Origin of the sequence: Streptomyces sp. Inha503 (assembly GCF_047215865.1) — a bacterium.
GTDB classification, from domain to species: Bacteria; Actinomycetota; Actinomycetes; order Streptomycetales; family Streptomycetaceae; genus Streptomyces; species Streptomyces lycopersici.
Map to the genome: position 1 here is coordinate 11970966 of NZ_CP178360.1, position 24973 is coordinate 11995938.

Genomic DNA, 24973 nt, shown 5'->3' on the forward strand with positions numbered 1-24973 from the left:
GTTTCATGGGTCGGGGAGATCTCACGGACGAGCAGTGGGCAGTGCTGGAGCCGCTATTGCCGCAGGGTGCCAAGGCAGGGCGGCCACCCGTCTGGCCTCGGCGGCGGCTGATCGACGGCATACGGTTCCGGGTGCGCACCGGTGTTCCGTGGCGGGACGTCCCGGTCGAGTATGGACCATGGGGTCGGATCTACGACCTGTTCCGCCGATGGCAGCGGAACGGCACCTGGCATCAGATCCTCACCCGGCTTCAGTCCCTGGCCGACGCGAAGGGCGCGATCACGTGGGACCTGAGCGTGGACTCCACAGTGTGCCGCGCCCACCAGCATGCGGCCGGGGCTCGTCGACAGGGTGAACTGCCGAAAGAACCATCGGGCGGCGTGTTCCCCGAGCCAGGTGATCACGGGCTGGGACGCTCGCGGGGCGGGTTCACCACCAAGCTGCACCTGGCGGTCGAACAGGGCCAAAAGCCCATGTCGATCGTGGTGACGGCAGGGTAGCGTGGCGACTCGCCGCAGTTCGAAACGGTGCTGAAGAAGGTTCCGCGTGCCCTGCCTCGGGCCAGGCCGGCCGCGCGTCCGCCCCGGTCGCGTGCGCGCTGACAAGGCGTACGCCTCCCGCAAGAACCGCGCCTACCTGCGCCGCTGCGGCATCCGCTGCACCATCCCGGACAAGGCCGACCAGGCGCGCAATCGCCAGAAGCGAAGCTCCCGCGGTGGCCGGCCACCCAAGTTCGACGCCGAGGACTACAAAGCTCGGCATGCCGTCGAGTGCGGCATTAACCGCCTCAAAAGGCCTGAGCTGTGGCCACGAGATACGACAAGCTCGCGGGCCGCTACGAGGCCACTGTCCTCGTAGCGGCCATCAATGAGTGGCTGTGACCAGCACAGTCAGGGATGGCGGACGGGCAGCCCGTGGAGTCCTGGTGGTTCAGGGGGGTGATGGCGTGTTCGGCGAACTGGCCGCAGGAGCGGAACCCCAGGCGGCGGTAGACAGGCTCGCCGTCAGCTGATGCCTGCAAGACTGCGATGTGGTGGTCTCGGCCGCGGGCTGTGCGGAGGGCCGCGAGCGTGATGGCACCGCCGTAGCCGCGTCGGCGGTGGGCGGTCAGTGTGGAGATGTTGTAGATGCCGGCGACTCCCGAGTGGTGAAACACTTCAGCGGAGCAGACCGGACGGTTCTCCACGTAGCCCACCAGGTACCGGGCCGGGCAGTGCGCGGCCAGTGCCTGCGGGGTGGCCTGAGCGAAGAAGCGTCGGACGGTGTCTGCGGGCGGGTCCCAGTTAGCGGCAAGAACCAAGGCGTAGTCGGCAAGTTGTTCGGGCGTGGCCACCGTCTGGATGTCTAGTCCTTGGACGGTGGGTGGTGGCAGGGTGTCGTCCAGCTCGGCCCACATCGCCGTCTCGCGTTCGGACGCCGGCAGACCTGCCGCCGTCAGGAGGGTGGTGAGGTCAAGCGGTGTCGAGGCGGGTCCCACCCACCAGGAGAAACGCCGGCCGGTGCGGGCCAGCGACTCAGCGGTCTCGGTAATACGTGCTGTAGCGTCGGCGGCGGTGAAGCGGGCCGCGGCAACGATGTTGAAAGTGTCGTCGTCCAGGCCACTGTCCGCGACAAGCAGGTCACCAGCCTCCGTGACGGCCGCACCAGTCATACTCCGGTGCAGGTGACAGGCATGTTCCGCCAGGTTCTGTTCCATCCTGTCGGTCAAGTCGGCTTCATCAAGAAAATGATCATTCATAGCGATTGATCCCAGCATGACCGGGCGAAGATCGCATGCGATTTTAGGCCGTGTCGTGCTGACGACCAGCACATTCGAAACGTGCCCTAGTGCCGCATCAGACAACGTTCGCCCTGTCGGCATCCTTGCCCGGGCCAGGGTGGAGTCCTTCGTGATATATTCCTGCCGCTGTGCACTGCTGCGAACTGAGGAGGTGAGACCGATCAACGCTTTGGCAGGTCGGGCCTTCCTCCCTCGCATGGCCTAGGGAGTGCCCGCAGAGGCATCCCGAAAGGCATGAATCGCTATGCGCTTCATCTCTGAGACGTCGTCCGACGGCGTCCGCGAACAGCTCTTCACTCTCGGCGAGATTCCTGGCGTGTTGTGGACGCCGGAAGGTGCCGTCGCCACTCGTCCGCTCGTCTTGATGGGACACGGTGGCGGTCAGCACAAGAAGGTCCCTGACGTCCTGGCTCGTGCACGCCGCTTCGTGACCGACTGCGGTTTCGCGGTCGTGGCGGTCGACGTTCCCGCCCATGGCGACCGGCCGAAGGTTGAGGAGTACGACCGGATCGCGACTGAGAACCAGGCTCGCGTGGAAGCTGGTGAAGAGTTGGCCCCGCTGATCGCCGCCTTCCAGGCGCTCGTGGCCCGCCAGACTGTGCCGGAATGGCGGGCGGTCCTGGACGCTGTTCAGCAGCTTGAGCACGTTGGCGCCGGCCCGGTGGGCTACTGGGGGGTCTCGCTGGGATGCGGACTCGGTGTTCCGTTCGTCGCTGCCGAACCACGGGTCCGCGCGGCGGTACTGGGCTTGGGCGGGGTGCTGGCGTCGGCCGAGGCCGCCGCGCGGATCACCGTCCCAGTGGAGTTCTTGGTGCAGTGGGACGATGAGCGGGTGCCGCGGGTTCAGAGCTTGGCGCTGTTCGACGCCTTGGCCTCGGCCGAGAAAACGTTGCACGCCAACCCCGGCAGGCACGGGGAGATCCCGGCATTCGAGCTGGATAGCACGCTGAGGTTCTTCGCCCGGCACCTCGGCTGATACCGCGGCCCACGACGCGCCGATCGGGAACCGGATCCCGAGCGGCGCGTTCACTGAAACTGGTCGGCATTGCCGACAGACTTCAGGTTCGACAGATCGACGATTACGAGGGGCAGCGCCTGCTGCGGATCATCCGCAGAGGCACCGGGTCAGTGGTGACATGGCGGCGGGCCCAGATAGTGCTGCTGTCCGCGCAGGGCATGCCGGTGGCGAAGATCGCGGAGGTGTCGTTCACCAGCGCGGACCGGGTGAGGGATGTGATCCACAACTTCAACACGGACGGCTTCGACTCGCTGTACCCGAAATACAAGGGCGGCTGGCCGAAGACCTTCACACTGTCCGAGTGGCGCGAGATCAAGAAGATCGCGAAGTCGAAGCCGACCGAGCACGACCTGCCGTTCTCCACCTGGAGCCTGACCAAGCTGGCTGACTTCCTCGTTGCCGAGGGGGTGGGGCCAAGAAGGCCCGGGTCGAGCACCTCTACGCAATCGCTGACGGCGAGGTCATACCCGAGGACGGCGAGCCTGAAGTGGTCCTGTGCATGGACGAGTTCGGGCCGCTCAACCTGATGTCGCACCCCGGCCGTCAGCGGGCCGAGCTCCGCTACCTCGTCGAGCAGACCTTTGCCCTGCTCCACCAGTTCGAGGGCCTGGCCGTGCGCTGGGAGCGCCGTCCCGAACTAAAAGGTGACACACTCAGGTTGTCCGCAAGCGTATGTGAAGTGGCTCCCGACTGCGGCGGACCGGCTGTACTACGGTGCCCAAACCCGTCTCCGGAACCGGAGTTCTGCGATGAGCGTCTGAGTTCGGGAAGAGAGCGCGTTCACCGGTGAGACTCCCGGCCTTCCACGGGGCCGGCTCCGAGGAGGAGGGCAACGGAGGACATGGCGCACAACTGGAAGGTCACGCTCATCGCGGTCGGCGCCGTTCTGGCCGCCTCCACCCCCTTCGTCTGGTGGATGAACGGCCCGGACACCGGTCAGATGGTCGGCGGTTCGATTCAGGGCGCCACCGGAGTGGCCTCCCTGATATGGGCCCTGGTGGCCTCCCCCACCAGGACGGGGCCCGCGGCGGATGCGGACGACGTGGCGGCCGACACCGGAGCTGCCAGGGCCACCGGGGGAGGGCACGCCTCCACGGGCGTCCGGGGCCCGCGCGAGGCAGGAGGTCGGCGGCTGCGGGCCGAGCGCACCGGAGACGCCACGGCGGACGGCCCGGGTAGCCAGGCGAACACCGGGGTGGAGCGCCGCTGACTGCTCCGAGACCGCCCTCCCATACGCGGACTCACATGGGGGAAAGGACGAGCACGGTGCACCCTTGGCGCAAGCGCGACAGCGACCACGATGGTGACAGCACACCATTCCGGGGCGCGGGGCGGGGGGCTGCATCGGCGTCTGAGGGGGCGGAGGTCAGCGTCACCGGGACCGGCGACGCCTCGGCCGTCGACGGCGGTACCGCGGTCTCCGGCCATCTGGTCCATGGCCCGGGCCCGGACGGGCCCGTGTATGTGAGTCGGACCGGGGACGCGGTGGCTTCAAAGGGCGGTGTGGCGAACACCGGCGTCATCTACGCGAGCATGGAGCCCCCCAGGCCGGTCAGGACCGCCGCACGCCTCGCGCGAGCGGTCAAGGAGCGCGAGGGCCGGCAGCATGACCTGCTGCTGGGTGCAGGTAGACAGGCCCCGGCGGGATTCATCGATCTGCCGTTCACCGCGGTCACCCGCCTCCGGGAACCGCCCGTCAGCGGATCGATGGGCGAGGTCGCCGCGTGGTACCGGGAGCAGCGGCCCGACTGCTTGGTGATCACCGGAACCCCCGCCGCGGCGGGCCGCGTCGATGCCGGGGCGGGGAAGACGGTCTTCCAACTCCGCCTCGTTCTCGGGCTTCTGGAACGCCGCGGTCCGGAGGATCCGGTTCCGGTGCGGTTGTCCGCGGCGTCGTGGAACCACGACGAGATCAGGGGGTGGCTGCGCAGGCACCTCGCCTCGGTCTACCGGCTCAAGCCGCGCGAGGCATCGGCGGTCGTCGACCACGACTTGGTCCTCCCCGTGATCGACGGTCTGGACGAAATCTCCGAACCTCGGTCCCTCATGGCAGCCATCGGCCGGTACAAGCGCGGAGGGCGGGCGTGCCCCGTGGTGCTCACGTGCAGGCGGGCCGAGTACGAGGACCTTCTCGACACGGACCACCAGCCCCCGAACGTCACGCATCTCCGTATCGCGCGCGTCGACGCGGAACGTGCGCGCGCGTTCCTCCTCGAACGGGTTGCCACGAGCCGCGTGGGGCTGGACCGTTGGCGCCGCGTCCTGGACACGCTGAAGGACGCGGACACGCCCGACGGGCCACGGGAGGCCGCCGCGCTGGCCGCCGAACTGGACAGCCCCTGGCATCTGACGCTGTCCGCCATCGTCTTCGACGAGCGCAACAGGGCAGGTGAGTACGTCCGCAGCCCGGACGAGCTGCTGCACCTCGCGGCCGATGGCGAGCTGCACGAGTATCTCCTCGACCGCTACGTCGCGGCGGCGGTGCGGCTCCCGTACCGGGGCGCGTCGGGCGATGAGCCCGATCTGTCGCGTCGCTTGCGCCTGCACGCGGGTAGCACCTGGGAGAAGCTCGCCGTCCTCGCGCGCTACCTCCAGGACAACACCCAGGCCCCGCAGATCGTCTCGGGGACGCGCCTGAGCGGTACCGACATGGTCCCGACCGAGCTGTGGCCGCTGGCCGGAGTCCGCCGGGTGCGGAGGGCCGAGGCCGTCCTGGCCGCTCTGTGCCTGGCGCTGTGGTCAACGGTGCTGGGCCTGGTCAACCATGTCGCCCTGGCCACCACGCTGGCCGGCGCCGTGACCGTGGCGGTGTGGTACTTCGCCCCGGCCCTCCGGCGTCTGGCGAACCGCTCCCGTCCGGCTGGTGCCGCCCGCGACGGCATCGCGTTCGGAACGATGACCGGGGCGGTGGCGGTCGCGTTCGGCGCGGGGACGCTGAAGGGTGCCGCCGCCGCGGCGGCCGGTGCCGTCGTGTCCGGTGCCGTCAGCTGGGTCGAGCGCACCGCGTTGACGCGGATCCGCACGGTGCGCACACCGCTGTGGCAACCGTGGCCGACGGCGCTGCTGAAGGGTGCAGCGGTCGGCCTGACGGCCCTGATCGTCGTGGGTGTCGGGGTCTCGGCGGCGGATGGACCGGCTGCGGCAGCTGGCACCGCAGCGGTATTCTCGCTCGGGCTGGGGGTGGTGGCCGGGCTGGAGGCCAGGGCAGTGGCGGTCCTGGACACAGCCTCCCTGCCCCGCCCTGGAGTGCGCGGCCTGCTGACCGGGCTCCGCTGGTTCGCAGGCCTGCTGGTTCCTCTGGTAGCGCTGGTCATACCGCTGACGGGCGGCGTAGGGATGTGGACGCTGTTCCTGTGCATCCTCAGTGCCTCGGCAGGTCTCGGGGTGGGCATCGGCGCGGGGTTCGCCACAAGGACCGAGGTCCTGGAGGAGCCTCCCGTCTTCTGGCTCCTGGCGACAGCGGTCGCGCACGGGATCGTGTGGATGCCGGTCTTCGCGATCTGGCACATCACCCGGCTGGGCAGCGACGGTTGGCTCCTCACCGGCGCCACGGGGTTGTTCATGGGCATGGTGGGGTCATATTCGCCGCGGGCTGGACGCGACTCCGGCCCACCCACGCGCGCCCTCCACTCCGCGATGCATTCTGCACCGGAGCCGTGTACGGAGCTCCCGCGGCCGTCACCGCGGCACTCGTGGCCCACGGGATCCTCGGCTTGGAACGGCCTCTCCTTCTGGGCCTGTCGGCCGGAGGTGTGTGCGCGGCTGTCCGGGCGCGGGGGGAATTGGCCCGTGAGAGGGCCGAGTACGCCGGAGAGCGCGAAGCGCGGGAAGCTCAGCGGGAGTGGTTGGAGGAGTTGGGCAGACCGGTGCCGGTGCGCCCTGCTCCGCGTCCGCTGCTCGACGATGCGGCCAACACCATGCTCGCTCTGTGCGTCAGCGGGATCCCAGTCCTGGCGCTCTGCTGCTGGGCGTTGAACGGCTTCGCGGCAGAGACCCCCGAAAGCTTCGCCGCCTTCATCGCTCCCTTCGCGAGGCTCGCCGTGGTGCTGGTCGCCGTGGCGCTGGCGTCCATGCTCAACGCCGTACGGCTGCGCTACGGCGTGTTCCTGGCGCTCACCCCCAGCCTGAGCCAGTTGGGGCCGTTCCTTGAGGAGTGCACGGCACTGGGCCTTCTCCGCATGTCCGGCGACGCGTACCAGTTCCGGCACCGCGAGCTCCAGGAGCACCTCGCGGACCGGCCCCGACCTCCGGACGTGCGGTGACCGCGTGCGTCGGTAGCCCAACGGACCGGTCGCGGCCTCCTCTTTTCGCGCGGATGTGGGAGCCGTCCACGCACGCGCGTGACGAGTTCAGTTCGCCGCCCGCGTTGAGCTCGGAGAGCAGGATGCGGTGCGGTTGCTCGAAGGCTCCAGCCCGCTGCCGGCGGTCCAAGCGCCGCCAACAGGTCTGTCCGGAACGTGGTCCAGGAGGTGCTTGCCTGCGTCGTTGTCCGAGACGTTGGCGGCGGTGACCATCACAGCCAGCAGCAGGCCAAGGGTATCGACGGCGATGCTGCGTTTGCGGCCCACGATCTTCTTCTCGGCGTCGGTGCCTTGCGTGCTGGTGGGCACGCTGGTGGCGGTCTTGGCGCTCTGGGCGTCGATCGCGCCGGCCGTCGGGACGACTTGGCGTCCTGCGCGCTCGCGGAGCTCCGGTTCGTGATCGTGATCTGGATTGAGCGGGCCTGCCACCGGGGCTGCGGACAAGCCTGTCTCGGCCGGCTGACCCTCGTCGAATTCGAGACCATCATGGTTATGCTGGCTCTCCTGGCCGTGTGACCGGACCTGTCACCTAAAGCGGTATCAGGCCTCTGGCACTGCGCGGGGGCTTTCCTGTCACTGAACGACTGTCGGCTTGAGTCCCGGCCGGAGGAGGTTGTGGCTGTGGTGCGCCGGGGGGCGGGGGAGGGGGTGGGCTCACCGCCGTGGCCGCCGGCCCGGCATGTGCCGGGCCGTGGCTTGCCTCAACTCCGGCCGCACGATCAGCTGCTGACGGCAGGCAGCGGCTGGGCCGAACATGTCTGGTCTCCCGTCACCCGTCGGCTCGTCAGTCCGGCGGTGCCGTCTCGTCTCGGGGGTCCGGCGGCTAGACCTGAGCCATTCCGCCGTCGATGCAGAGTTCTGTGCCGGTCATGAAGCTGCTCTCGTCTGAGGCGAGGAACAATGCGCCGTTGGCGATCTCTTCGGGGCGTCCCAGACGACGCATCGGGACGAGGGTGCTCATCGTGGTTCGGAGGGCTGCCGGGTCCTGTCCGAAGTAGTCGGCTTGTCCGTCGATGATGGGCGTGTCGATCGGCCCCGGGCTCAGGACGTTGACTCGAAGGCCGCGGTCGGCGAACTCTGCCGCCCATGTGCGGGCGTAGGAGCGTACGGCGGCCTTGGCCGCGCTGTATGTTCCTGCTCCGGGGTCTCCCTTGAAGGCGATGATCGAGCCCAACAGAACGATTGAGCCGCCCGTGCGCAGCAGCGGTAGCGCCTTCTGGACGGTGAAGAGTGTGCCGCGGGCGTTGAGGTCGAAGGTGCGGTCGAAGTGATCCTCGGTCACCTCCCCGAAGTTCATCCGCTCGATGTTTCCCGCATTTGCGACCACCACGTCGAGGTGTCCGCTCTCTCGGCGGATGGTTTCGGCCAGATCATCGAGATCATCCGACGAAGTGGCGTCGGCAGCGACGGCGGTGACGCGTCCTTCGATAGATGCTTTCGCCGTCTCGAGTGCATCCTTGCGTCGGCCCGTGATGTAGACGTGGGCGCCCTCAGCGGCGAATCTTTCGGCGATCGCCAGACCGAGGCCCGTGCTCGCGCCTGTGACGAGGGCTACTTTGTTCGCGAGACGCATGTCCTTCTCCTTGGGTCGGAACGGCTGGAGCCGGATGTGGGCTCCGCGGCTTCCTGGATCCGCACCGAGCGTCACAGGACTGTGCAGGCCGGTGTGATGAGACTGCCGGCTCGCGCCCGCCCGCTCCTGGTCGCCGTCGGTGCGTGCGCATTACGGTAGGACGGATCGGCTATAGAGAAAAATAGTGAGCCTGCATATACTGCATTGATATTCTCTATGTCCATCGAAGGTCGATGTGTATGAATCTGCGACAGTACGAATACGCTCTCGCCGTTGCCGAGGAGGGCTCCATGACCGCGGCAGCGGAGCGCCTGCGGGTCACACAGCCGTCTTTGTCGCAGCAGATCGGCGCCCTGGAAAAGCACCTGGGGGTAAGACTGTTTACCCGTACCCCGAGCGGGGTCACGGTGACGATGGCCGGGCGAGCCTTCCTCGCGGAAGCGGAGATCGCGACGACAGCGTCCCGGCGGGCCTTCGCAGCCGCCCGCGCCGCCGACGGCGAGTTGGCAGGCGAGCTCGTCATCGCTGTCCACATGGGCCTGGGCGCACGTCAGTTGCCGCAAGCGCTGGGGCAGCTACGCCACCGACACCCCAAGCTACAGGTGACTCTCCACGAGGAGCCCGACCCCGCAGACATGGAACGCCTGGCCCGCCAGGGTGCCCTCGACATGGTTCTGGTGCACCGCATTCCCGACGGCTGCTCATTCGACATCCGCGTTCTGGGCGAGGAGGCCTACGTAGCCGTCCTGCCGGAAGGACACCCCCTTCTGGAAGACGGCTCGCCCCTGCGCTTGGAGGATCTGGCGGCAGAGGGTTGGGTCAGGTTCCGGCGCGCCAGCCTCCTCGATGAGTACCTGGCTCGCAAGCTCGCCGACGCGGACCTGAGCCCTCGCACAGTGGCCCGGGCCTCACAGATTTCCACCGCGGTACGACTGGCGGCGCAGGGCCTGGGGGTTACTGTCGCCCCGGCTTCGGCCCTCCCCGAGGGCTTCGAGAAACTGGCCCGCCCGCTTCTGCCTGCACTGGCCGAACCTGTCATTGCCGGGGTACGACGCCATCCGAGTCCGGCGGAGACGGCCGTACTCGATCACCTGAACCAACAGAATTGGTGCGGCATAGGTCTTCTGACCTCGACTGCTTGTGCCTGAGTGCTGAGTCGTTTCCAGCTTGAGGGGGTGGGCGGGTGACCCCGGCGCTGGGCATGAAGGAAGGCTCTGGTAGGTGGGTTCAGGGCCGAGACCACGCGTCTGCCAGGAGTTTTCGCGTGCTTGTCTGCTCGTTCGGTGTCGACCTGCCCAGCCGAGCCCTGCCGCACCTCTCCGGTCTCCTCGCGGGTCGCCGCCGTCATATCGGCTGCCGGTGGTGTGGCCTGATCTGTGGTCGGCAGGTTTTACTCGTGCTGGCCCCTCTTCGCTGCGGCGACGCCTACGCCTGCCTTGCGGCAGGGTTCGGTGTCGGGGTCACGGCGGTCTGCCGGTGTATACGCGAGGCTGTCGACCTTCTGGCCGCTCGGGCGCCCGCGCTGGAACAGGTCGCCGATCGACCGCATCACCGCCGGCCAGCCCTGCTACTTGGGAGAGAAGAAGCACCACGGTATGAGCGCGCAGGTCCTCGCGGATGCAGTCGGCCGTCTTATCCGGGCCTTGGGCGCGCTACCCCCAGCCGTGCGCGGTCTGACCGCGGCTCGGACCCATGGCTTCGTTCACTTCAAGTGGTTCTGGCTCGGCTTCCGGATGCTGTTGGTGATCTCTATGTCGTGAGTCTTTGGCAGATTCGCAGGAAGTGGCTCGTCGGTCGAGGCTCGCGGGACGGGGCCGTGCTGGGTGGGAAGCACTCGCTGAGGCGGATGATGTTGGCTCCGGCGGCCGTCAGCACGTGCTGGACATGAGTCTTGGCCAACCCTCCGTAGCGGCAGCGGCGGAGTCCATGAGCATGGACGGTCTCTGAGACAGTGGCCTCGCAGCCCGCACGGATGGCAAAGCGCCGACGCCACTGATCGGTCTTCTGCTCCTTCCGGACCGTCGTCGTCTGGATCTTCTGCTGGGGCTCTGGCAGAAGGAAGATGTGGCGTCCTTTGCCGTTGACGTTGCCGGTGCACTGAAGCCTGTCCTCGCACTCGACGAGAGCGGATTTCCACGGCGGGCTGGTCACACCGCGCGGACAGGTCAGGGTGCGGGCGGTCGCAGGTTTCACTCTGGTGGTCGCGGTAGCCGATCCAGTCGCGCTGTCCGGCTGCTGTGACCTTCTGGCTGTAATGAGCCTCGGGATCATGCGGGGTAACGATCTCCATACTGGACCATGGCACTCGTGCCGAGGCGGGATCAGGCCGACCGTCTGCCTTGGTCTTGCCGGTGTTCCTCTTCTCGGTTGCCCGTCGGCTGGCCCGGTCGCGAGTGGACTTCGGTCCGCGCCAGCGCAGTTGGCCATCGCCGTCGTACCAGTATTGCTGAACCCAGACCTGCCGCAATACCCGCACGGCGGGCAGGTCCCGCACTCCGGGCGGCGCGTCGTCCTGGTAGGCGGCCCGCAGGATGTGCATGCCGTCCTCGCCGACCTTCAGGACGTAGGCGATCAGCGCGTCCCCGCCGCGAGGCAGCCGGTCATAACGCACCGGCCGGCCATAGCAGTCTGCCCAGTCCCGGGTGACGAGCCGGGCCAGCCATTCCTCACCGTGCTCCGAGAACTCCTCCAGCGCGGTCCGTAGGGTCTCGGCGACCAGCTCTCCCCGGTTCAGGCGACGGACCGCGGCGAGCACATGGGTGGAGTCCGTCCGTACACGGCCGCGGCGTTTGACCGGCCCGGCCGCCACAAGAGGGTCGACCATAACGGCCAGCAGCCGGTCGGCCCGGTCGCCCTGGGCCATCCGGTCCCTGAACTCGCTGAGTACTGAGAAGTCGAACCCCGGATCGTCCAGCTCCAGGCCCAGGCAGTACTTCCCATCGAGACGGCACCGCACGGCCTCAGCGGCCTGCCGGTCGGTCAGGTTCTCGGCGCACTGCAAGCACGGACACCAACGCGAGCCGGCCTGGTGACAGCCCCTTTCTCCCGTCAGCCGGATACCAGCCCGTGAAGTCCTCATCGGCGAACAGTTCATCCAGCCGGTCCCGCACCCACATCGCGGGCGTGCCTCCCGGATTGCTCGCCCGAGCCATCCGCACCGTCAACGGCGGAACCACCCGCCCCGCACCCGAGCCCATCGCCATCGCGGCCCTCCGAGCGCTCGATCCGCCCCGCTCAGACAAGAGCGGCACACCCGAACCAAGCGAGAACGGAAGACCGCACAGCTTCACCCCAACGAGCGAAGATCACCAACAGCATCCTTTCAGTGAGCCATGGAGGGTCATCACACCGGGCTGCGTGTCCTGCCTGCGGAACCGTCTCGGCTCGGGTGCACAGCCGGTACGTACGCCGACTTGCCGACACCGCGGTCACCGGGCGTCCGATCGTGATCGAGTTACAGGTCCGGCGGTTCCGCTGCCGCGAAAGTGCCTGCTCGCAGGCGAGATTTGCTGAGCAGGTCGACGGACTGACCTTCCGGCACCGGCGGCGGCGCAGTGCTGGGCTGCACACCGACCTTGGCGCCACTCGGCGTTGTGCTGCTGGGCGCGGTGTCCGGCGTCTGCTGACCGCCGGACGTGGCGGCGCCGCTGGAACCGGCGCTCTTCGTGGCCGCGGCCTTGCCGCTGTCCCCGTCCGAACCACCGCACGCCACAAGGGTGGCGGCGAGCACGACGGCTGCGGCGGCGGACGCGATGGAGCGGTGCATGGAATTCCCCCGTAGTTGCCAGTGAGTCTGGCGGGTGTGGCGACACAGGAATTCTGAGGGCTTGTATGGGCGTGAGGTGTCTTTCCTGTCACCAAACGGCATCAGAGGGCTGCGGCAGGCGGCGGCACGGCGCGGGCCCGGGCGGCCCGCCGCATAGGGCGCGCCGACGCCGTCCTGCCTCGTTGGACTGAACGAGTGAATCCGGCGCTGATAGGGGCGCTGCGAATGCTCGACGGGTCAAGTGTTCTGGACCTGTTGGGCGCGGGCGGCGATCAGCGAGGCCAACTGCTCGAACTCCGTGTTCCATCCCGGGTCATCCGGCACTGGGTGGTATTCCACGTGTGCGAGGACGGTGCCGACACGGAGCTGCGCGTCGGCTGTCGTCTCGTCGAGGTCGACGTCGTAGTGGGTGATCGCGGCGCGCTGGTCGCCGAGCTCCGGGAAGGAGATCTCCGTCGCCTTGTTGTTGTCCGCGACGTTCGACCGGAGTTCCTCGAAAAACTTCGCGGTCAGCGCCGCGGTGGGGCAGGACCCCACAGTGAATTCGGCCCAGACTGTCCTCGTGCTGCCGTCGTTCCAGTTGTTCGTGGCGAAGCGCGCCTCGGCCGCTGAGCACCCGTTGTCCCTGTCCTTGCCGGCCGTGACGGACCCGGATCTCTGCCAGCCGGACGGCATGCTCGTCAGGTCCGGTACGACCCGCTTGACCTCACTGACGTTCAGGGCTTTCACGGCATGGCGGGCGCTGTCGTCCTGCGAAGACTCGGGGGAGTCATCGACCACGATCAGGTTTATGCCCCCGTACACGGCCAGCACGACCAGGGCCAGCAACAGAGCGGCCACCAAGGCGATGACGGATCGCCCGCCCCGGGTGTTGTTGACGGTCAGCGGGCCGAGGGCGATGGAGCTGCGCGACACCTGGCTGCCGGTGATCAGCAGACTGCCCGTGGCGTTGCTTCCCGGTGCAGTCAGCTGCAAATGCAGCTGACGCCGCAGTTCCGGGTCCGCCTCGATCTCCGCCTGGACCACGGACCGGGCCGAGCCCTGTGCGGCCGGGTCCTCCGGGGCGTGATCCAGCGTGTCCAGGGCCGCCCGTCCCCGCTCCGTTGAGGCCAGCCGGGTGCGTAAGGCATCGGCGACCGCGGTCCCGGCGCTCTGGCCGACCGCGCCCGCCGCTCCGGTCGCCGTCGCCGCCATGACCGCGACGGCCATGGCCGCCAGTTCAGAAGTCTCCATGCGCTCCCCCTTCCGATGCACGGCGCCCTCGAGGCTCCGTGCCCGGATTCCAGTATCGCCACGCACGCGACATTCAGAGTGGTACTCGGGCAACTTGCCGGGGCGTGGACCAGCCACGCCCCGGGGCCCACTTCCAAGAGGACGGGCTCGACGCACAGCTCGACTCCCTCGCCGAGGCCGGGGCCACCCACGTCTTCTCGCGGTATCACCGCCGTTGGCGCGACGGCATCGGAGCACCTGGTCATGGGGGCGTCACCGAGGGCAGTGGCCTGGTGTCCGGCGGCAGGTGAGCCACCTTCCACGCGTGCAGGCCCTGGTCGCCGCCCGCGAACAGGCGAAGAAGAACGGGTCCACCCGCAAGAGGAAGCTGAAGCGGCGTACCGGCCAGGTCGTACGGCGGGGCGGCCGCGAGCCGCTCGGACTCGGCACCGCGATCACCTCGATGATGACCGAGCGCGGCATGGTCGCCCCGGCCGCCGGTGGCGGCGTCCTCGCGCAGTGGGACGACATCCTCGCTGCGGCCGCGCCCGAACTCACCGGCCACGCCCAGGCGGTGAAGTTCGATATGGACGCCGCCCGCCTGGACGTCGTCCCCGACGCCCCTGTGTACGGAACCAAGCTGCGCTGGAGCGCACCGAAGCTGATCGCGGCCGCCAACACGGAGGTGCCGGGTGCGAACGTGCGCAGCCTGCATGTTCTGCCGCCCGCATCTAGCGACGCTGGCTCCGCCTCGGCGGCCGCCGACCCGGACCTGCGGTCGGCTGCGCCCGAGGTGCCGGTCCGTACGCGGGAAACCGTGTCGCCCGGCTACCAGCAGGCGCTGGCCGCCCACCAGGCCAGCAGGCCGGAGCGTGCCCTCAGCCGTGTTCGCGCGCTGCGGAGGGTCCGTGCTGAGCGAGGTGGCTTCGCGGCTGCGGCCGCGCCTCGAGAGGCCCGTACCGCGTGATGACTGTGCGTGCGGGAGATGTGTACACGCCGGTGATATCGGAGGTGTTGAGGTGATTGGATGGCCGGGTGTCGGCATCGGAGCAGTTGCCGGCGACGCGGACCAATCGGACAGGGGCATCTCGGTGGGTGACCAGCACAGGTAGAAGGCGAGTTCGCCGTTGGACCGGTTGCGTCGGACGGGCAGGTGCCGGTGGCTGCCGGCGCCGATGTGGATCCAGGCCCGGTCGTAGTACCGCGGCCCTTTCGCGCCGTTTCCGGCGCTCTGACGGTGCCAGGCCGCAGCGGGCAGGCGGCCGGCGACGATATCCGCGCGGACCAAGGTGCGGCCGTGGTTGATCCGCCCCCGCATCGGACGGGCAACGGCCAGAACGTAACCGGTGCCGTGTGCCTCGAGGGCGGCGCGGAGCTGGGGGTCCTGGCTGTAGGCTTCCCCGCCGGTCACCCAGGAGGCGGTGAGCCTGGCGTCCAGCGTGGCCTTGATCATCTCCCCGGCCGGACGGGGCTCTGTGGCGAAGCGCACCGTCTCGGGTATCCCGGCCGTGTTGCGGCGTTCGGGATCAGTACACCAGGACTGCTCCGGAAGGTGGAGCCGTCGGTCGATCAGGGCACGTCCCCGGTCGGTGGCCAGGGCGAGGAACACGCCGGCCTGTGCGTTCTCGATGCGTCCTGCGGTGCCGGTGTACTGCCGCTGTACTCCTGCCCAGGAGCGGCCCTTCTTCGGAAAAGCCGGTCTCGTCGACAACGAGAACGCCGTCATCGGCGTCAAGGTGTTCGGCGGCATACGCACGTAAGTCGTCGCGGACCGCATCGGCGTTCCAACTGGCGTAGCGCAGCAGGCGCCGCATGGGCCCGTGCCGCGCAAGGCCCGCCTGCTCGGCCAACTGCCAGCAGTCTCCCGTTGGACATCCGGCAACAGCCCAAGCACGTAAGCGCGGGCAGTGGCCCGGGCTCAACTCGCCCGAACCTGCCTGCGGTCCGGGCCATGGCCTGGTCGGACATGGCCCCCCAGCGGGCAGGGTCTACGCTCTGGCCTGCGGCCACCGCAAGATCTTCAGGAGTCCACACAACCCCCGATGATCACGCGGTGGGCCTTACCCGTTTCCAGCCGGGTTCCCTCCAAGATCGCGAGGTCAGACTGGAGTACTAGGTGGGCGCTGCTCCTCTTAGCGGCAGACTCAGCGGACCGTCGGAGCTGGCGGCTCGACCGCCTCGCACAGCTCAGCGACGGCCTGGGCGACGAGCTCGGAAAGCGTCGCGTCCGGCTCGGCCAGCCAGCGGGACGTGGCGCGCCGGGAAATCGCAATCGCCACGTCGATGATGAAGCGTGCCTTGCCGGGCTCGACGCCGCGGCGCTCGAGCGCCCGCGCCAGCGCGTCGGCGATGTCGGCGAGCTTGATCAGATCGCGCTCGGCCAGTGCCGGGTTGGCGGCGATCACCTTGATGCGGCGCAGCAGAAACTCGCGCGGGCGAAAGATCTCGTCTGCGGTCCCTAGCGCGGTCAGCAGCGCCTCGATCGGCCTGAGACTTCGGTCGGCCGCCTCGACCTGGGCGACGAGGTGAGCCTCTAGCTCGTTGCCGGCGAAGAGGACTTCCCGCTTGTCGGGGAAGTAGCGGTAGAAGGAGCGCTCAGTCAGACCGGCGGTGCGCGCGATCTGCGCGACCGAGGTGCGCTCGAACCCCTGGGTCTCGAACAGCTCGAGCGCCGCGCGCTCGAGCCGGCCTTGCGCGTCGGATTCCCATCGTGGCATGCCCACCAGGATATGACAGCAGACGCTGTCGTCACGGTGCTAGGGTCAATGACAGCAGATGCTGTCATCATGCAGGAGATCATCATGAAGGCTCTTCAGTTCGACCGATTCGGATCCCCGGACGTGATCGTGCTCCGCGATGTCCCGAAGCCGGAGCCGGGCCCCGGCCAGATCCGGATCGCCGTGCGGGCGTGCGGCCTGACCCCGTCCGGCTGGGCGGTGGTCGACGGCCTCTTGGCCGATCAGCTGCCGCCGCTGCCGCGTGGGCTCGGCTTCGAGGTCGCGGGCACCGTCGACGCGCTCGGTGAGGGCGCCGTCGGCGTCGAGATCGGCGACCGTGTGTTCGGCCCGGCGACCTTCGATGGCCCGACGGCCGGGGCCGCCGAGTATGCGCTGATGCCGGCCTGGGCACGCATTCCCGAGAGCGTCACCGCCGAGCAGGCCGCCGCGCTGCCAATGGCGGCCGAGACGGCGTGGCATGCACTCGACGACCTCGGTGTCCAGCCGGGTGAACTGCTGCTCGTCCACGGTGCGGGCACCACCGTGGGTGAGGCGGCGGTGCGCCTTGCGCTGCACCGGGGTGTCCGGGTGATCGCCACCGCCGGGTCGACCCGGGCCGCCGCCCTGGAAGAGATCGGCGCCCAGGTGACCGGCTACGGCGACGGCATGGCCGAACGCGTTGCCGCACTGGCCGGAGGCCGCGTCGACCGCGCCCTGGACGCGGCCCCGACCGGCGGCCGGATCGACCGCGCCGACCAGGCCAGCCCGGCCGGCGGCTCGCTGCCGACCCTGATCGACCTGACCGGGGACCCCGACCGCGTCCTCACCGTCTCGGACTTCGCCGCCGCAGCCGAACTGGGCACCCGGATCACCCAAATCGACATGCGCTACGACCTGATGGATGAGTTTGCCCGGCTGGCCGGCGAAGGCGTCCTGGTCACATCGGTCGCCCGCACCTACACACTCGACCAGATCCAGGAGGCGGCGGAGCTCAGCCTGTCCCGCCGGCCCGGCGGCAAGCTCGTGCTCGTCCTGTGATCGCCTTGCTGGCCTGTTCGGGCGAAAGGAGTCCACACCCCCCGGTGATCACGCGGTGGCCGTACCCGTTCCCGACCGAGGTCCCTACAAGATTGCGAAGTCACACTGGAGTACTAGTACTCCAGTCGCAGATCGCTATCGTCGCTGGTCAGGAGCGTGTCTGTGAGTGTACTTGCCTGACGTTCTGTCAGGTTGTGTGAGTTCGTGACTTCGGGTGCGACGGGCCGTTGTACTGGTCATGCAAGACGATGTGCAGCTCGATGCCTGGGCGGCTGAACTGGAAGAACTGCTCGTGCGTATCGGCCACCGGTTCGGGCGGGTGGACTTACGGCGGCGGATGCGGGCGTATGTGCACGGCTTGCTAGGGCCGGTGGGCCGGAAGAACAGCTGGCAGTTGGCCGAGCATGCTGGTCACCGCACTCCCGCCGGGTTGCAGCATCTGCTGAGCCGGGCCTGCTGGGACCCCGACGAGATACGTGATGACCTGCAAGAATACGTCGCAGAGAAGCTCGGGGCTCCGACGGGGGTGCTCATTGTCGACGACACAGGGTTCCTCAAGAAAGGCACTGTCTCGGCCGGGGTCCAGCGGCAGTATTCCGGCACCGCCGGACGCACCGAGAACTGCCAGATAGGTGTCTTCGCCGCCTACGCATCACCCAAGGGCCGGGCCCTGGTGGACCGGGAGCTGTACCTGCCGAAGTCCTGGACGTCCGACGCGGGCCGCTGCCGGGCGGCGAAGATCCCCGAGGAGCGGGGGTTCGCCACCAAGGGCGAACTGGCCAAGGCGATGGTCGCCCGAGCCCTGGCCTCTCCGCTGCCGATCACGTGGGTGACCGCGGATTCGGCCTACGGCCAGGAATGGCGCTTCCGCCGCATGCTGGAGGAGGCCGGCGTCGGCTATGTCCTGGCCGTGCCGAAGTCGCAGCAGGTACACGCCCTGGGGCGCATTGACTTCGCCATCGCCCAGGCGCCCGAAGAAGCCTGGGAACGCCACTCCTGCGGCAGCGGCGCGAAGGGGCCACGTGTCTATGACTGGGCAGCGGCCCAACTGCCCGCCATCGAGGAATTCGACGGCGATCAGCCCACCCATCAACGATGGGTACTGGCCCGACGCAGCCTGGCCCGCCCGGAGGAGATCGCCTACTACCTCGCCTACGCAGCCGGCGGCACCGCCGTCGCTGAACTGGTGCGCGTCGCCGGAACTCGCTGGGCGATCGAGGAAGCCTTCCAGGCCGCGAAGAACGAGTGTGGGCTGGACCAGTACGAGGTCCGTCGGTATCCGGGCTGGTACCGGCACATCACCCTGGCCATGCTCACCCACGCCTTCCTCGCCGCCATGGCAGCCGCCGCGGGGCCGGAAAGGGGGGCCGCAGAAACGCTTCCGACTTCCTCGCACCGCTCACCGTGGCAGAAATCCGGCGACTCATGGCAGCTGGTCACTCCTCGTCGGCACACCTTCAGCACACCGGCCACGCGATGAGCTGGTCCTGGTGGCGACGCCGACACCAGGCCATCGCCCGCCACTGCCACTACCGCCGTCGCACCCGAAGTCACGAACTCACACAACCTGACAGAACGTCAGGCAAGTACACTCACAGACACGCTCCTGACCAGCGACGATAGCGATCTGCGACTGGAGTACTAGGTCGCCCCTATTGGATCATGGGCCGTGCATCGACATGAACTCACCGACCAGGAGTGGGAATTACTCACTCCGCTGATACCCCGGGCTGGAACCGGCCGCCCCCGAGTAGACGACCGGTGAATCCTCAGCGGCATGGTGTTCAAAATCCGTACCGGGATCACCTGGCGGGATCTGCCCGAACGCTACGGTCCTTGGAAGACGGTCTGCACACGCTTCCGGCGGTACGCCCTACGAGGCGTGTTCACCCGCGTCCTACAGCAGCTCCGGACCCGGGCGGATGCGGTCGGGGAACTTCGACTGGCTGGTACAGATCGACTCCACCATTGTCCGCGCTCACCAGCACGCCGCCGCCACGGGCCGAACAGCCACTCAGCCACAGCACGAAGAACGGGACCATCACGCCCTCGGTCGGTCTCGCGGAGGACTGACCACGAAAATCCATCCAGCCTGCGACGGCCGCGGCCGCCCCCTGGCCGTGCTGCTCAGCCCCGGTCAGCGCAATGACAGCCCGTGCGCTCGCCCTTTGCTGGAACGCATCCGCGTATCGTGAACCGGATACGGCCGCCCACGCTGCCGCCCGGATCACCTGATCGCGGACAGGGCCTACAGCTCCCGCGGTTTCCGAGCCTACCTGCGCCGACGCGGGATCGCTCATACCATCCCCGAACGCTCCGATCAGAAAGGCCATCGTCGGCGCCGTGGCAGCGTCGGCGGTCGCCCGCCGGGCTTCGACCAGGAGATCTACTGTCGCCGCAATACCGTCGAGCGGTGCTTCAACCTGCTCAAAGGCTTCCGTGGCATCGCTACCCGGTACGACAAGACCGCCACCAGCTACGAAGCAGCGGTCTGCCTGGTCTCATGCCTGCTCTGGGCAAGATCCTTTTGAAGACGGACCCGTACTTCGCGGGTCACTCGTTCGTGACGGCCAAAGCCATGATCGACAACCCTGTCTGACTGGGGCTGATCGAAACCCGGTCAGCATGCGAGGCCCGGGCGCGCGGCTCTGTTTGACGCCGGTTGAGCGTATGCGATTGATCTTCACGATCGGGTGACCTGCGGATGACGGGCCTAGTGGGAGCTGCGGGCGTGTCCGCACCGGCCGCAAACCCGGGTCAGGCGGTCACCGCTGGTCTTCAGCATGTTCGTCTGATGGCTGGTGGGGGCCGATGGCAGCGGCATCATCCTGTGCGGGGCCGTTGCGAACGCGCCTCCGCGATCGAGCATCCGCCCGAATGCGGTTCTGCTGTGCGCACTTGAGGGGAGGGGACGGTCAGTGTCCGACGCCGACCAGGCCCGGCGCCAGCATGCTTACCCGGGTCATGCCCCCAGGTCCTCCGTCACGGACAAGCACTCGGCGAGCAGGTCGACGACGTCGCGCCAGGCGCGCTGTGCGTGCCGTGGGTGGTAGCCGACGCCGGGGACTGCGGGGTGGTCGACCGGCGGGTGGTGGAAGGCGTGCAAGGCGCCGCCGTAGACCGCGAGGCGCCAGTCGACGCCCGCGGCCTGCATCTCAGCGGCGAACGCGTCCCGTTGCGCGGGCGGCATGATCGGGTCTTCCGACCCGACCCCGGCCCACACCGGGCAGCGGATGCGCGCCGCCTCGCCCGGTCGGCCCGTGGTCAGTGCGTTGACTGTCCCGATCGCGCGCAGGCTGACGCCATCACGCCCGAGTTCCAGCCCGATGGCGCCCCCGGTGCCGTAACCGACGGCGGCGATCCGGTCGGGGTCGGTCCGCGGTTCGGTGCGCAACACGTCGAGCGCCGCATGGCCGATGCCCCGCATCCGGTCGGGATCAGCGAGCAGTGGCATGCAACGGGCCAGCATCTCCTCGGGGTCACCCAAATAGCGCCCGCCGTGAAGGTCGAAGGCCAGCGCTACATATCCCAGCTCGGCGAGAGCATCGGCCCGGCGGCGCTCGACGTCGCTGAGCCCCATGCCCTCTGGCCCGACCAGCACCGCGGGCCGGCGGTCGACACCGGCCGGGAGCGCGAGGTGCCCGATCATCGTCAAACCGTCGGCCGGGTATTCGACCGTACGCGTCGTAATCGTTGTCATGAGACTGGACTGTAGTGATCGTCAAGCCCGGTCCGGCCGCTGTTCTGCCGCTGGCAGAACAGCGCGGGTGTCCCTCTGAAAGGCTCTGGCTCAACTTGTGTGGTGACACCACTGTGCGTGACGACTGAGATTCCGTATAACAGGCCAAGAGCTTGGCCCACCGCGTTATAGGGCGATCAGTCCGGCTGCCGTCTCCTTGAAGCCACAGGCATTGAAATAGAAGGAACGCAGGTGCTCCTCGAAGTCGACGTGAAGCCACTCGCACTTCGCGGCACGGGCTTCTTTGGCGGCAGTTGCGACGAGCGCGGCTCCGACTCCTCTCGACCGGCAATGCTGCGCGACCACCGTGTCCAGGATGAAGGCATGAGCTCCGCCGTCCCAGACAACGTTGACGAAGCCGATCAGAGAGCCGCCTTCCCCTGCGCAGACCCAGCCGAGGCTGTGGCGCTCAAGTCGTTCTCGCCAGTCGGTCTGAGCGACTGGGTGACCGAAGCCGTCGGCGTGCAGCGCGTTGAGGGAGGCGTTGTCGAAGTCGCCCCGCCATTCGTACTTGATCGTCACGCCCCGATCGTATGTCCGTGCCGAGCCTGGTACTGACCGGATTATGGGGTGAGGAGAACCCGCTTGCGGAGCAGTTGAAATCCGGCGCGGCCGAACATCTGACGCTTGAGCATCGTAAAAGTTACGTGGAATCTGCCGGGGCGATCATGTCTCTCCGGTGCAACCACGGACTTGGGAGATGGCTTGAGCGGCATGACGGTGCTCACGGAGAAGTGGCCGGTGCTCGGCCGGTACGAGCAGGGCGTCACCTGATCTCGCAGTCATTGGTCACGGTCGTCCCCGTGGTCGTCTGGCAGCCACTGGCCTGGGGCCAGGTTGAGCGATCGCCGGATCCCCGGGTCGGCCACCCTGCGCTCTGCCGCTCGCTCAGGCACATGGCTACGCTGCCAGGCATGTCGAAGCGCGACCACCAGGGGCCGGGCCCGAGTCGGCCGCCAGGCGGCACCCGCTAGGCGTGTCGGTGCGGTCACCGCCGAAGGGTAGAGCGGGCGGAAATGGTCTGTTCACCCACGGGGGCGATGTCCTTCGGTGGTGTGTCTGATTTGGCCGAGCCACGCGTGGAAGGTGTAGGTGAGGGCAAGCAGTCCCGGGGTGAAGATGCTGGCCCATGCCGTTGCCATGGCGAGGGGATTGATGTCGATGTCGTGCATGTCGCTGTCGGCCATCCCGAAGGCCACCGTGGACAGGAGTACCAAAGGCGGCAGGGCTATGGCGGTTTCGTCATTCGCCGCGTTGTCCGGCTCATCTTCGCCCGGGTCGTCGGGCCCCTCTTCCAGATCGTCGTCCGTGTCAGGCGGATATGTGTCCGGCTGTCTCAGCGGTGGGCTCGTCACTGGAGTGGCGAAGTAGTCGTCGAGCCCGGTCTCAAGGCAGGTGAGGGAGGTGCTGACCATATCGGCGGCCCAGGCGCAGGCGCCCGCTTCGGCGTCCGGCTGTTGTGCCTGCTCGGTGATTGCGTCTTGCAGGCCGCGCAGCCACGAGCGGGCGACTTCGGGATCGAGTTCGGCGGTGACGGTCTTGGCTGCGAGGGGGGAGGAGCTTTTCCGGGGCGGCGGCTACGGCGCGTGCGGCGCTGGTGGCGAGCGTGGGCTGGGTGGGAGCGGAGCGGGCGAGGACGGTGAGTCCGTGGTGCTGCTGCTCCTGATCGAGGTGGGGATGGGGCAGGAGTTGTTCGACGAACTGCTGGTCGCTGGTGTCTTCGACTTCGGCGAGCAGGGCTGCGGTGAGAAGGTCCGGGTCCATCGCGCCCCAGTGGGATCCGTTACCGGATGGGTAGGCGGTGGTGAGAATGTGCTCGTACGCGGCAAGCAGCCGAGCATCGTGAGGTGCGGTGTCTGGAAAGCCGTGGTGATGGAAGTCGAAGCCGGCGGCGACCGCGTTCTTGGCGTTGCGCTGCTCTTCGGCGCCGGTGACGGCTTGGACGGCGACCATGGTCCGCATCAGTTGTTCGTCGAAGAACTGGCCGCGGGCTTCGACGATCCGGCGCCAGTAGCTCATCTCGTGTGCGAGTAGCACATCCACGGGGTTGTCGTGGCGGGCGAAGTCGTCGTTGAAGCTGGCGAGGACGTCGGAGAGGGCGGCCATGTCCAGGGAGATGATCGCATCGCCCGTCGGCTCGGTATCAAGCGGGAGCGGTCTCGCTGTGCTGGTATCGGGCGAAAGAGGGAAGGTGGCCCATTCATCGCCCAGGCCGGCATGCCGCAGTTCGTGGATGCGGTCGGTGAAAGCGTGCTTGGCGTCCGCAAGAGCGCGCTCGGTGCTGGTGCCGTCCAGAGCGTCGGCTGGGCTGATGTCGACGCTGGTTCCCGTACTCATCACGGCTGTGCCTTGGCGGGGACGGCGCGGGGACGGCCACCAGTTGTCTCGGCCGCGGGCCAGGAGCAGGATCCTTACGCTTTGGCCACCGCGGCGCGCGGCCAGGATGTCAAGGATCTCATCGACTTGGCTGCGGCGGGTCTCCGCGTAGTCGATGGCGAGTGGCAGCGGGTACTTGCTGGTGGCGAGCATGCCGTAGTGGGGCGGCTGCTGGAGAGGGGTTTCTGCGAGGAAGCCGCCGGTCCATCCCCGAGCCGTGGCTTGGCCCGGGCTGGGCTGGGTGAGGCGGCGCGGCAGCTCGGTCACCAAGCGGGTCTTGCCGATACCGCCCGTTCCGGTGATGGCCGTGACTCATCCGCGTGGGTGACCCAGGTCCTCATCCCGCGCTTGAACATCGAAAAAGGAAGACGTTCGACGTTGTGCCAGTTGGCCCTAAGGGCCGCCCCCTCAATCGGAGGGATGGGCCTGGCGTACTACTCGCCTGTCGCCCCGTCGATGAGCTCTCGGGCAACATCGAGTTGGCCGACGTGGCGGGCGTACTCCTGGAGCAGATGGAAGAGGATCCGTCCGAGGGAGGGAGCCTGGCCGGGTGTTCGGAAGCGACCGCCGACGCTGGCCTTGTCGGCCAGGTCAGCAGTCGCGACCAGCGAGGTCGTCGTGGTCACTTCATCCCAATAGGCGGCCATGATCTCCGCGGTAGGTGTGCCGACGGGGATCGCCCATTCGGCCTCATCGCCGCCGGGTGGGTACGCGAGGACGTTCTCGGCGGCGAATCCCCAGCGCATCCAACGGCGTTCGACCCAGCTGAGGTGCTGGACCAAGCCGAGTGGTGACCAGCCCAGCGGCTGCACCGGCGTCCGGAGCTGGGCGTCGGACAGCCCGGAGAGCTTCCGCATCAATGCTTCGCGATACCACGCCAGGTAACCGAGGAGGAGTTCACGGGCATCGGAGACGTTGACGCCGGGCCCGTCAAGGAGCGTGGGGACCTGTTGCGGAGACTGCTGCATCCCTCGAACGTAGCGTGGCAGGCGGACCGCGGAGCACCGGCTGACCACCCAGCTCGCCCGGTTGCGCAATGACCCGTCCGACACCTGCGCCCGTGGCCGATGGTCCGATCTGCGCGGGCTGCGGGAAGGACGTCCGACGGGTCGCCGGACGGGTTGTGTCTGGGCCGTGAGCAGGTTCGTTTCAACCGTGAGGTACGTGGCCGGGGGATGCCGCATGAGGACAGCACAGCCGCGGCCAGCCATGGCCTGGGGCAGCGCTTGGAGCACACCTCGGTGCGCGGGCCGGGCACCGGGTGGGATATGCACGAGTACCGCCATTCCGCCCTCACCCGCCTCGGAGAACAGGGCGCCTCCCTGCTGATGCTGATGGCGAAGTCCCGGCACAAGAGACCGGAGAACGTCCGCCGCCACTTCAAGCCGTCCCCCGGGGCGATCTCGGAGCTGACCAGCCTCCTTGCGCCCGGCGATGCACGCCGCTGACGCCA

At 68.2% G+C, this 24973-nt stretch carries 19 protein-coding genes and 10 pseudogenes; 15 read left to right on the plus strand and 14 right to left on the minus strand.

Annotation, left to right across the window (positions count from 1 at the left end):
• Window positions 1-5 precede the first annotated feature (5 nt).
• Window positions 6-881: pseudogene (locus ACJX2R_RS49545) on the plus strand (IS5 family transposase).
• 59 nt (window positions 882-940) lie between these two features.
• Here the strand turns inward: ACJX2R_RS49545 and ACJX2R_RS49550 are convergent.
• Window positions 941-1696, minus strand: a pseudogene (locus tag ACJX2R_RS49550) (GNAT family N-acetyltransferase); the annotation flags it as partial.
• 328 nt (window positions 1697-2024) lie between these two features.
• Between ACJX2R_RS49550 and ACJX2R_RS49555 the strand changes: the two are divergent.
• The 5 genes and pseudogenes from ACJX2R_RS49555 to ACJX2R_RS49575 all read left to right on the plus strand — a co-directional run bounded on the left by ACJX2R_RS49555 (window position 2025) and on the right by ACJX2R_RS49575 (window position 7060).
• Window positions 2025-2756 (plus strand): dienelactone hydrolase family protein, encoded by a 732-nt coding sequence (locus tag ACJX2R_RS49555; RefSeq protein WP_413105536.1) that lies wholly within the window; start codon window positions 2025-2027, stop codon window positions 2754-2756.
• Between the two features lie 68 nt (window positions 2757-2824).
• A pseudogene (locus ACJX2R_RS49560) lies at window positions 2825-3354 on the plus strand (helix-turn-helix domain-containing protein); the annotation flags it as partial.
• Window positions 3355-3639: 285 nt separating this feature from the next.
• The gene (locus ACJX2R_RS49565) at window positions 3640-4008 is read left to right on the plus strand and encodes a hypothetical protein (protein ID WP_413105537.1); all 369 of its coding nucleotides are present in this window, start codon (window positions 3640-3642) and stop codon (window positions 4006-4008) included.
• A gap of 293 nt (window positions 4009-4301) precedes the next feature.
• On the plus strand, window positions 4302-6773 hold the full coding sequence (locus ACJX2R_RS49570) for a hypothetical protein (RefSeq protein ID WP_413105538.1): 2472 nt from the start codon (window positions 4302-4304) through the stop codon (window positions 6771-6773).
• Window positions 6770-7060, plus strand: coding sequence for a hypothetical protein (locus ACJX2R_RS49575; protein ID WP_413105539.1), 291 nt, complete (start codon window positions 6770-6772; stop codon window positions 7058-7060). Before ACJX2R_RS49570 ends, ACJX2R_RS49575 begins: the two co-directional genes overlap by 4 nt.
• Before the next feature lie 192 nt (window positions 7061-7252).
• Here ACJX2R_RS49575 and ACJX2R_RS49580 read toward each other — a convergent pair.
• Together ACJX2R_RS49580 and ACJX2R_RS49585 are read right to left on the minus strand one after the other, a co-directional pair.
• Window positions 7253-7483, minus strand: a pseudogene (locus ACJX2R_RS49580) (transposase); the annotation flags it as partial.
• 439 nt (window positions 7484-7922) lie between these two features.
• The gene (locus ACJX2R_RS49585) at window positions 7923-8672 is read right to left on the minus strand and encodes an SDR family NAD(P)-dependent oxidoreductase (protein WP_413105540.1); all 750 of its coding nucleotides are present in this window, start codon (window positions 8670-8672) and stop codon (window positions 7923-7925) included.
• A 239-nt stretch (window positions 8673-8911) separates the two neighbouring features.
• Here ACJX2R_RS49585 and ACJX2R_RS49590 point away from each other — a divergent pair, with 239 nt between their 5' ends.
• Both ACJX2R_RS49590 and ACJX2R_RS49595 read left to right on the plus strand, forming a co-directional pair.
• Window positions 8912-9820 carry a LysR family transcriptional regulator gene (locus ACJX2R_RS49590; protein WP_413105541.1) on the plus strand — a complete coding sequence of 303 codons (909 nt, stop codon included), beginning with the start codon at window positions 8912-8914 and terminating at the stop codon, window positions 9818-9820.
• A 53-nt stretch (window positions 9821-9873) separates the two neighbouring features.
• Window positions 9874-10560 carry a helix-turn-helix domain-containing protein gene (locus ACJX2R_RS49595; protein WP_413106156.1) on the plus strand — a complete coding sequence of 229 codons (687 nt, stop codon included), beginning with the start codon at window positions 9874-9876 and terminating at the stop codon, window positions 10558-10560.
• Between the two features lie 11 nt (window positions 10561-10571).
• On the opposite strand, the pseudogene ACJX2R_RS49600 reads toward ACJX2R_RS49595, so the two are convergent.
• Together ACJX2R_RS49600 and ACJX2R_RS49605 are read right to left on the minus strand one after the other, a co-directional pair.
• Window positions 10572-11099 (minus strand): annotated as a pseudogene (locus tag ACJX2R_RS49600) (transposase); the annotation flags it as partial.
• A 415-nt stretch (window positions 11100-11514) separates the two neighbouring features.
• Window positions 11515-11766: pseudogene (locus ACJX2R_RS49605) on the minus strand (transposase); the annotation flags it as partial.
• Window positions 11767-12060: 294 nt separating this feature from the next.
• Between ACJX2R_RS49605 and ACJX2R_RS49610 the strand changes: the two are divergent.
• Window positions 12061-12105 (plus strand): annotated as a pseudogene (locus tag ACJX2R_RS49610) (hypothetical protein); the annotation flags it as partial.
• 21 nt (window positions 12106-12126) lie between these two features.
• Here ACJX2R_RS49610 and ACJX2R_RS49615 read toward each other — a convergent pair.
• Window positions 12127-12438, minus strand: coding sequence for a hypothetical protein (locus ACJX2R_RS49615; protein ID WP_413106203.1), 312 nt, complete (start codon window positions 12436-12438; stop codon window positions 12127-12129).
• 237 nt (window positions 12439-12675) lie between these two features.
• Complete coding sequence (locus ACJX2R_RS49620; protein ID WP_413105542.1) at window positions 12676-13671, minus strand: hypothetical protein; 996 nt, start codon at window positions 13669-13671, stop codon at window positions 12676-12678.
• A 104-nt stretch (window positions 13672-13775) separates the two neighbouring features.
• Here ACJX2R_RS49620 and ACJX2R_RS49625 point away from each other — a divergent pair, with 104 nt between their 5' ends.
• Both ACJX2R_RS49625 and ACJX2R_RS49630 read left to right on the plus strand, forming a co-directional pair.
• The gene (locus ACJX2R_RS49625) at window positions 13776-13961 is read left to right on the plus strand and encodes a hypothetical protein (RefSeq protein ID WP_413105543.1); all 186 of its coding nucleotides are present in this window, start codon (window positions 13776-13778) and stop codon (window positions 13959-13961) included.
• A gap of 14 nt (window positions 13962-13975) precedes the next feature.
• A complete protein-coding gene (locus ACJX2R_RS49630) occupies window positions 13976-14617 on the plus strand; it encodes a DUF721 domain-containing protein (protein WP_413105544.1) in 642 nt (213 codons plus the stop codon).
• A gap of 414 nt (window positions 14618-15031) precedes the next feature.
• Here the strand turns inward: ACJX2R_RS49630 and ACJX2R_RS49635 are convergent.
• Window positions 15032-15427: pseudogene (locus tag ACJX2R_RS49635) on the minus strand (transposase); the annotation flags it as partial.
• Between the two features lie 367 nt (window positions 15428-15794).
• A complete protein-coding gene (locus tag ACJX2R_RS49640; RefSeq protein WP_413105545.1) occupies window positions 15795-16367 on the minus strand; it encodes a TetR/AcrR family transcriptional regulator in 573 nt (190 codons plus the stop codon).
• Window positions 16368-16436: 69 nt separating this feature from the next.
• On the opposite strand from ACJX2R_RS49640, the gene ACJX2R_RS49645 reads away from it, so the two are divergent.
• The 3 genes and pseudogenes from ACJX2R_RS49645 (at window position 16437) to ACJX2R_RS49655 (ending at window position 19936) form a co-directional block, all read left to right on the plus strand.
• Window positions 16437-17405 (plus strand): NADP-dependent oxidoreductase, encoded by a 969-nt coding sequence (locus tag ACJX2R_RS49645; RefSeq protein ID WP_413105546.1) that lies wholly within the window; start codon window positions 16437-16439, stop codon window positions 17403-17405.
• Window positions 17406-17643: 238 nt separating this feature from the next.
• Window positions 17644-18885 (plus strand): IS701 family transposase, encoded by a 1242-nt coding sequence (locus ACJX2R_RS49650; protein ID WP_413098204.1) that lies wholly within the window; start codon window positions 17644-17646, stop codon window positions 18883-18885.
• Window positions 18886-19074: 189 nt separating this feature from the next.
• Window positions 19075-19936 (plus strand): annotated as a pseudogene (locus ACJX2R_RS49655) (IS5 family transposase).
• A gap of 431 nt (window positions 19937-20367) precedes the next feature.
• Here ACJX2R_RS49655 and ACJX2R_RS49660 read toward each other — a convergent pair.
• From ACJX2R_RS49660 to ACJX2R_RS49680, 5 genes are all read right to left on the minus strand, one after another.
• Window positions 20368-21105 (minus strand): dienelactone hydrolase family protein, encoded by a 738-nt coding sequence (locus tag ACJX2R_RS49660; RefSeq protein ID WP_413105547.1) that lies wholly within the window; start codon window positions 21103-21105, stop codon window positions 20368-20370.
• Between the two features lie 165 nt (window positions 21106-21270).
• Complete coding sequence (locus ACJX2R_RS49665) at window positions 21271-21666, minus strand: GNAT family N-acetyltransferase (RefSeq protein ID WP_413105548.1); 396 nt, start codon at window positions 21664-21666, stop codon at window positions 21271-21273.
• 503 nt (window positions 21667-22169) lie between these two features.
• Window positions 22170-22559 (minus strand): hypothetical protein, encoded by a 390-nt coding sequence (locus ACJX2R_RS49670; RefSeq protein ID WP_413105549.1) that lies wholly within the window; start codon window positions 22557-22559, stop codon window positions 22170-22172.
• On the minus strand, window positions 22531-23787 hold the full coding sequence (locus ACJX2R_RS49675) for a hypothetical protein (RefSeq protein ID WP_413105550.1): 1257 nt from the start codon (window positions 23785-23787) through the stop codon (window positions 22531-22533). Before ACJX2R_RS49675 ends, ACJX2R_RS49670 begins: the two co-directional genes overlap by 29 nt.
• 167 nt (window positions 23788-23954) lie before the next feature.
• Window positions 23955-24488, minus strand: a complete 534-nt coding sequence (locus tag ACJX2R_RS49680; protein ID WP_413105551.1) for a DinB family protein — start codon at window positions 24486-24488, stop codon at window positions 23955-23957.
• Window positions 24489-24746: 258 nt separating this feature from the next.
• Here ACJX2R_RS49680 and ACJX2R_RS49685 point away from each other — a divergent pair.
• Window positions 24747-24968, plus strand: a pseudogene (locus ACJX2R_RS49685) (site-specific integrase); the annotation flags it as partial.
• Window positions 24969-24973 lie beyond the last annotated feature (5 nt).

What these genes read in the sequence shown, in the direction of transcription:
- ACJX2R_RS49555 (WP_413105536.1), top strand. Translation starts at nt 2,025, where the DNA reads ATGCGCTTCATCTCTGAGACGTCGTCCGACGGCGTCCGCGAACAGCTC.
- ACJX2R_RS49565 (WP_413105537.1), top strand. Translation starts at nt 3,640, where the DNA reads ATGGCGCACAACTGGAAGGTCACGCTCATCGCGGTCGGCGCCGTTCTG.
- ACJX2R_RS49585 (WP_413105540.1), bottom strand. Translation starts at nt 8,672, where the DNA reads ATGCGTCTCGCGAACAAAGTAGCCCTCGTCACAGGCGCGAGCACGGGC.
- ACJX2R_RS49590 (WP_413105541.1), top strand. Translation starts at nt 8,912, where the DNA reads ATGAATCTGCGACAGTACGAATACGCTCTCGCCGTTGCCGAGGAGGGC.
- ACJX2R_RS49595 (WP_413106156.1), top strand. Translation starts at nt 9,874, where the DNA reads ATGAAGGAAGGCTCTGGTAGGTGGGTTCAGGGCCGAGACCACGCGTCT.
- ACJX2R_RS49615 (WP_413106203.1), bottom strand. Translation starts at nt 12,438, where the DNA reads ATGCACCGCTCCATCGCGTCCGCCGCCGCAGCCGTCGTGCTCGCCGCC.
- ACJX2R_RS49620 (WP_413105542.1), bottom strand. Translation starts at nt 13,671, where the DNA reads ATGGAGACTTCTGAACTGGCGGCCATGGCCGTCGCGGTCATGGCGGCG.
- ACJX2R_RS49640 (WP_413105545.1), bottom strand. Translation starts at nt 16,367, where the DNA reads ATGCCACGATGGGAATCCGACGCGCAAGGCCGGCTCGAGCGCGCGGCG.
- ACJX2R_RS49645 (WP_413105546.1), top strand. Translation starts at nt 16,437, where the DNA reads ATGCAGGAGATCATCATGAAGGCTCTTCAGTTCGACCGATTCGGATCC.
- ACJX2R_RS49650 (WP_413098204.1), top strand. Translation starts at nt 17,644, where the DNA reads ATGCAAGACGATGTGCAGCTCGATGCCTGGGCGGCTGAACTGGAAGAA.
- ACJX2R_RS49660 (WP_413105547.1), bottom strand. Translation starts at nt 21,105, where the DNA reads ATGACAACGATTACGACGCGTACGGTCGAATACCCGGCCGACGGTTTG.
- ACJX2R_RS49670 (WP_413105549.1), bottom strand. Translation starts at nt 22,559, where the DNA reads ATGGTCAGCACCTCCCTCACCTGCCTTGAGACCGGGCTCGACGACTAC.
- ACJX2R_RS49680 (WP_413105551.1), bottom strand. Translation starts at nt 24,488, where the DNA reads ATGCAGCAGTCTCCGCAACAGGTCCCCACGCTCCTTGACGGGCCCGGC.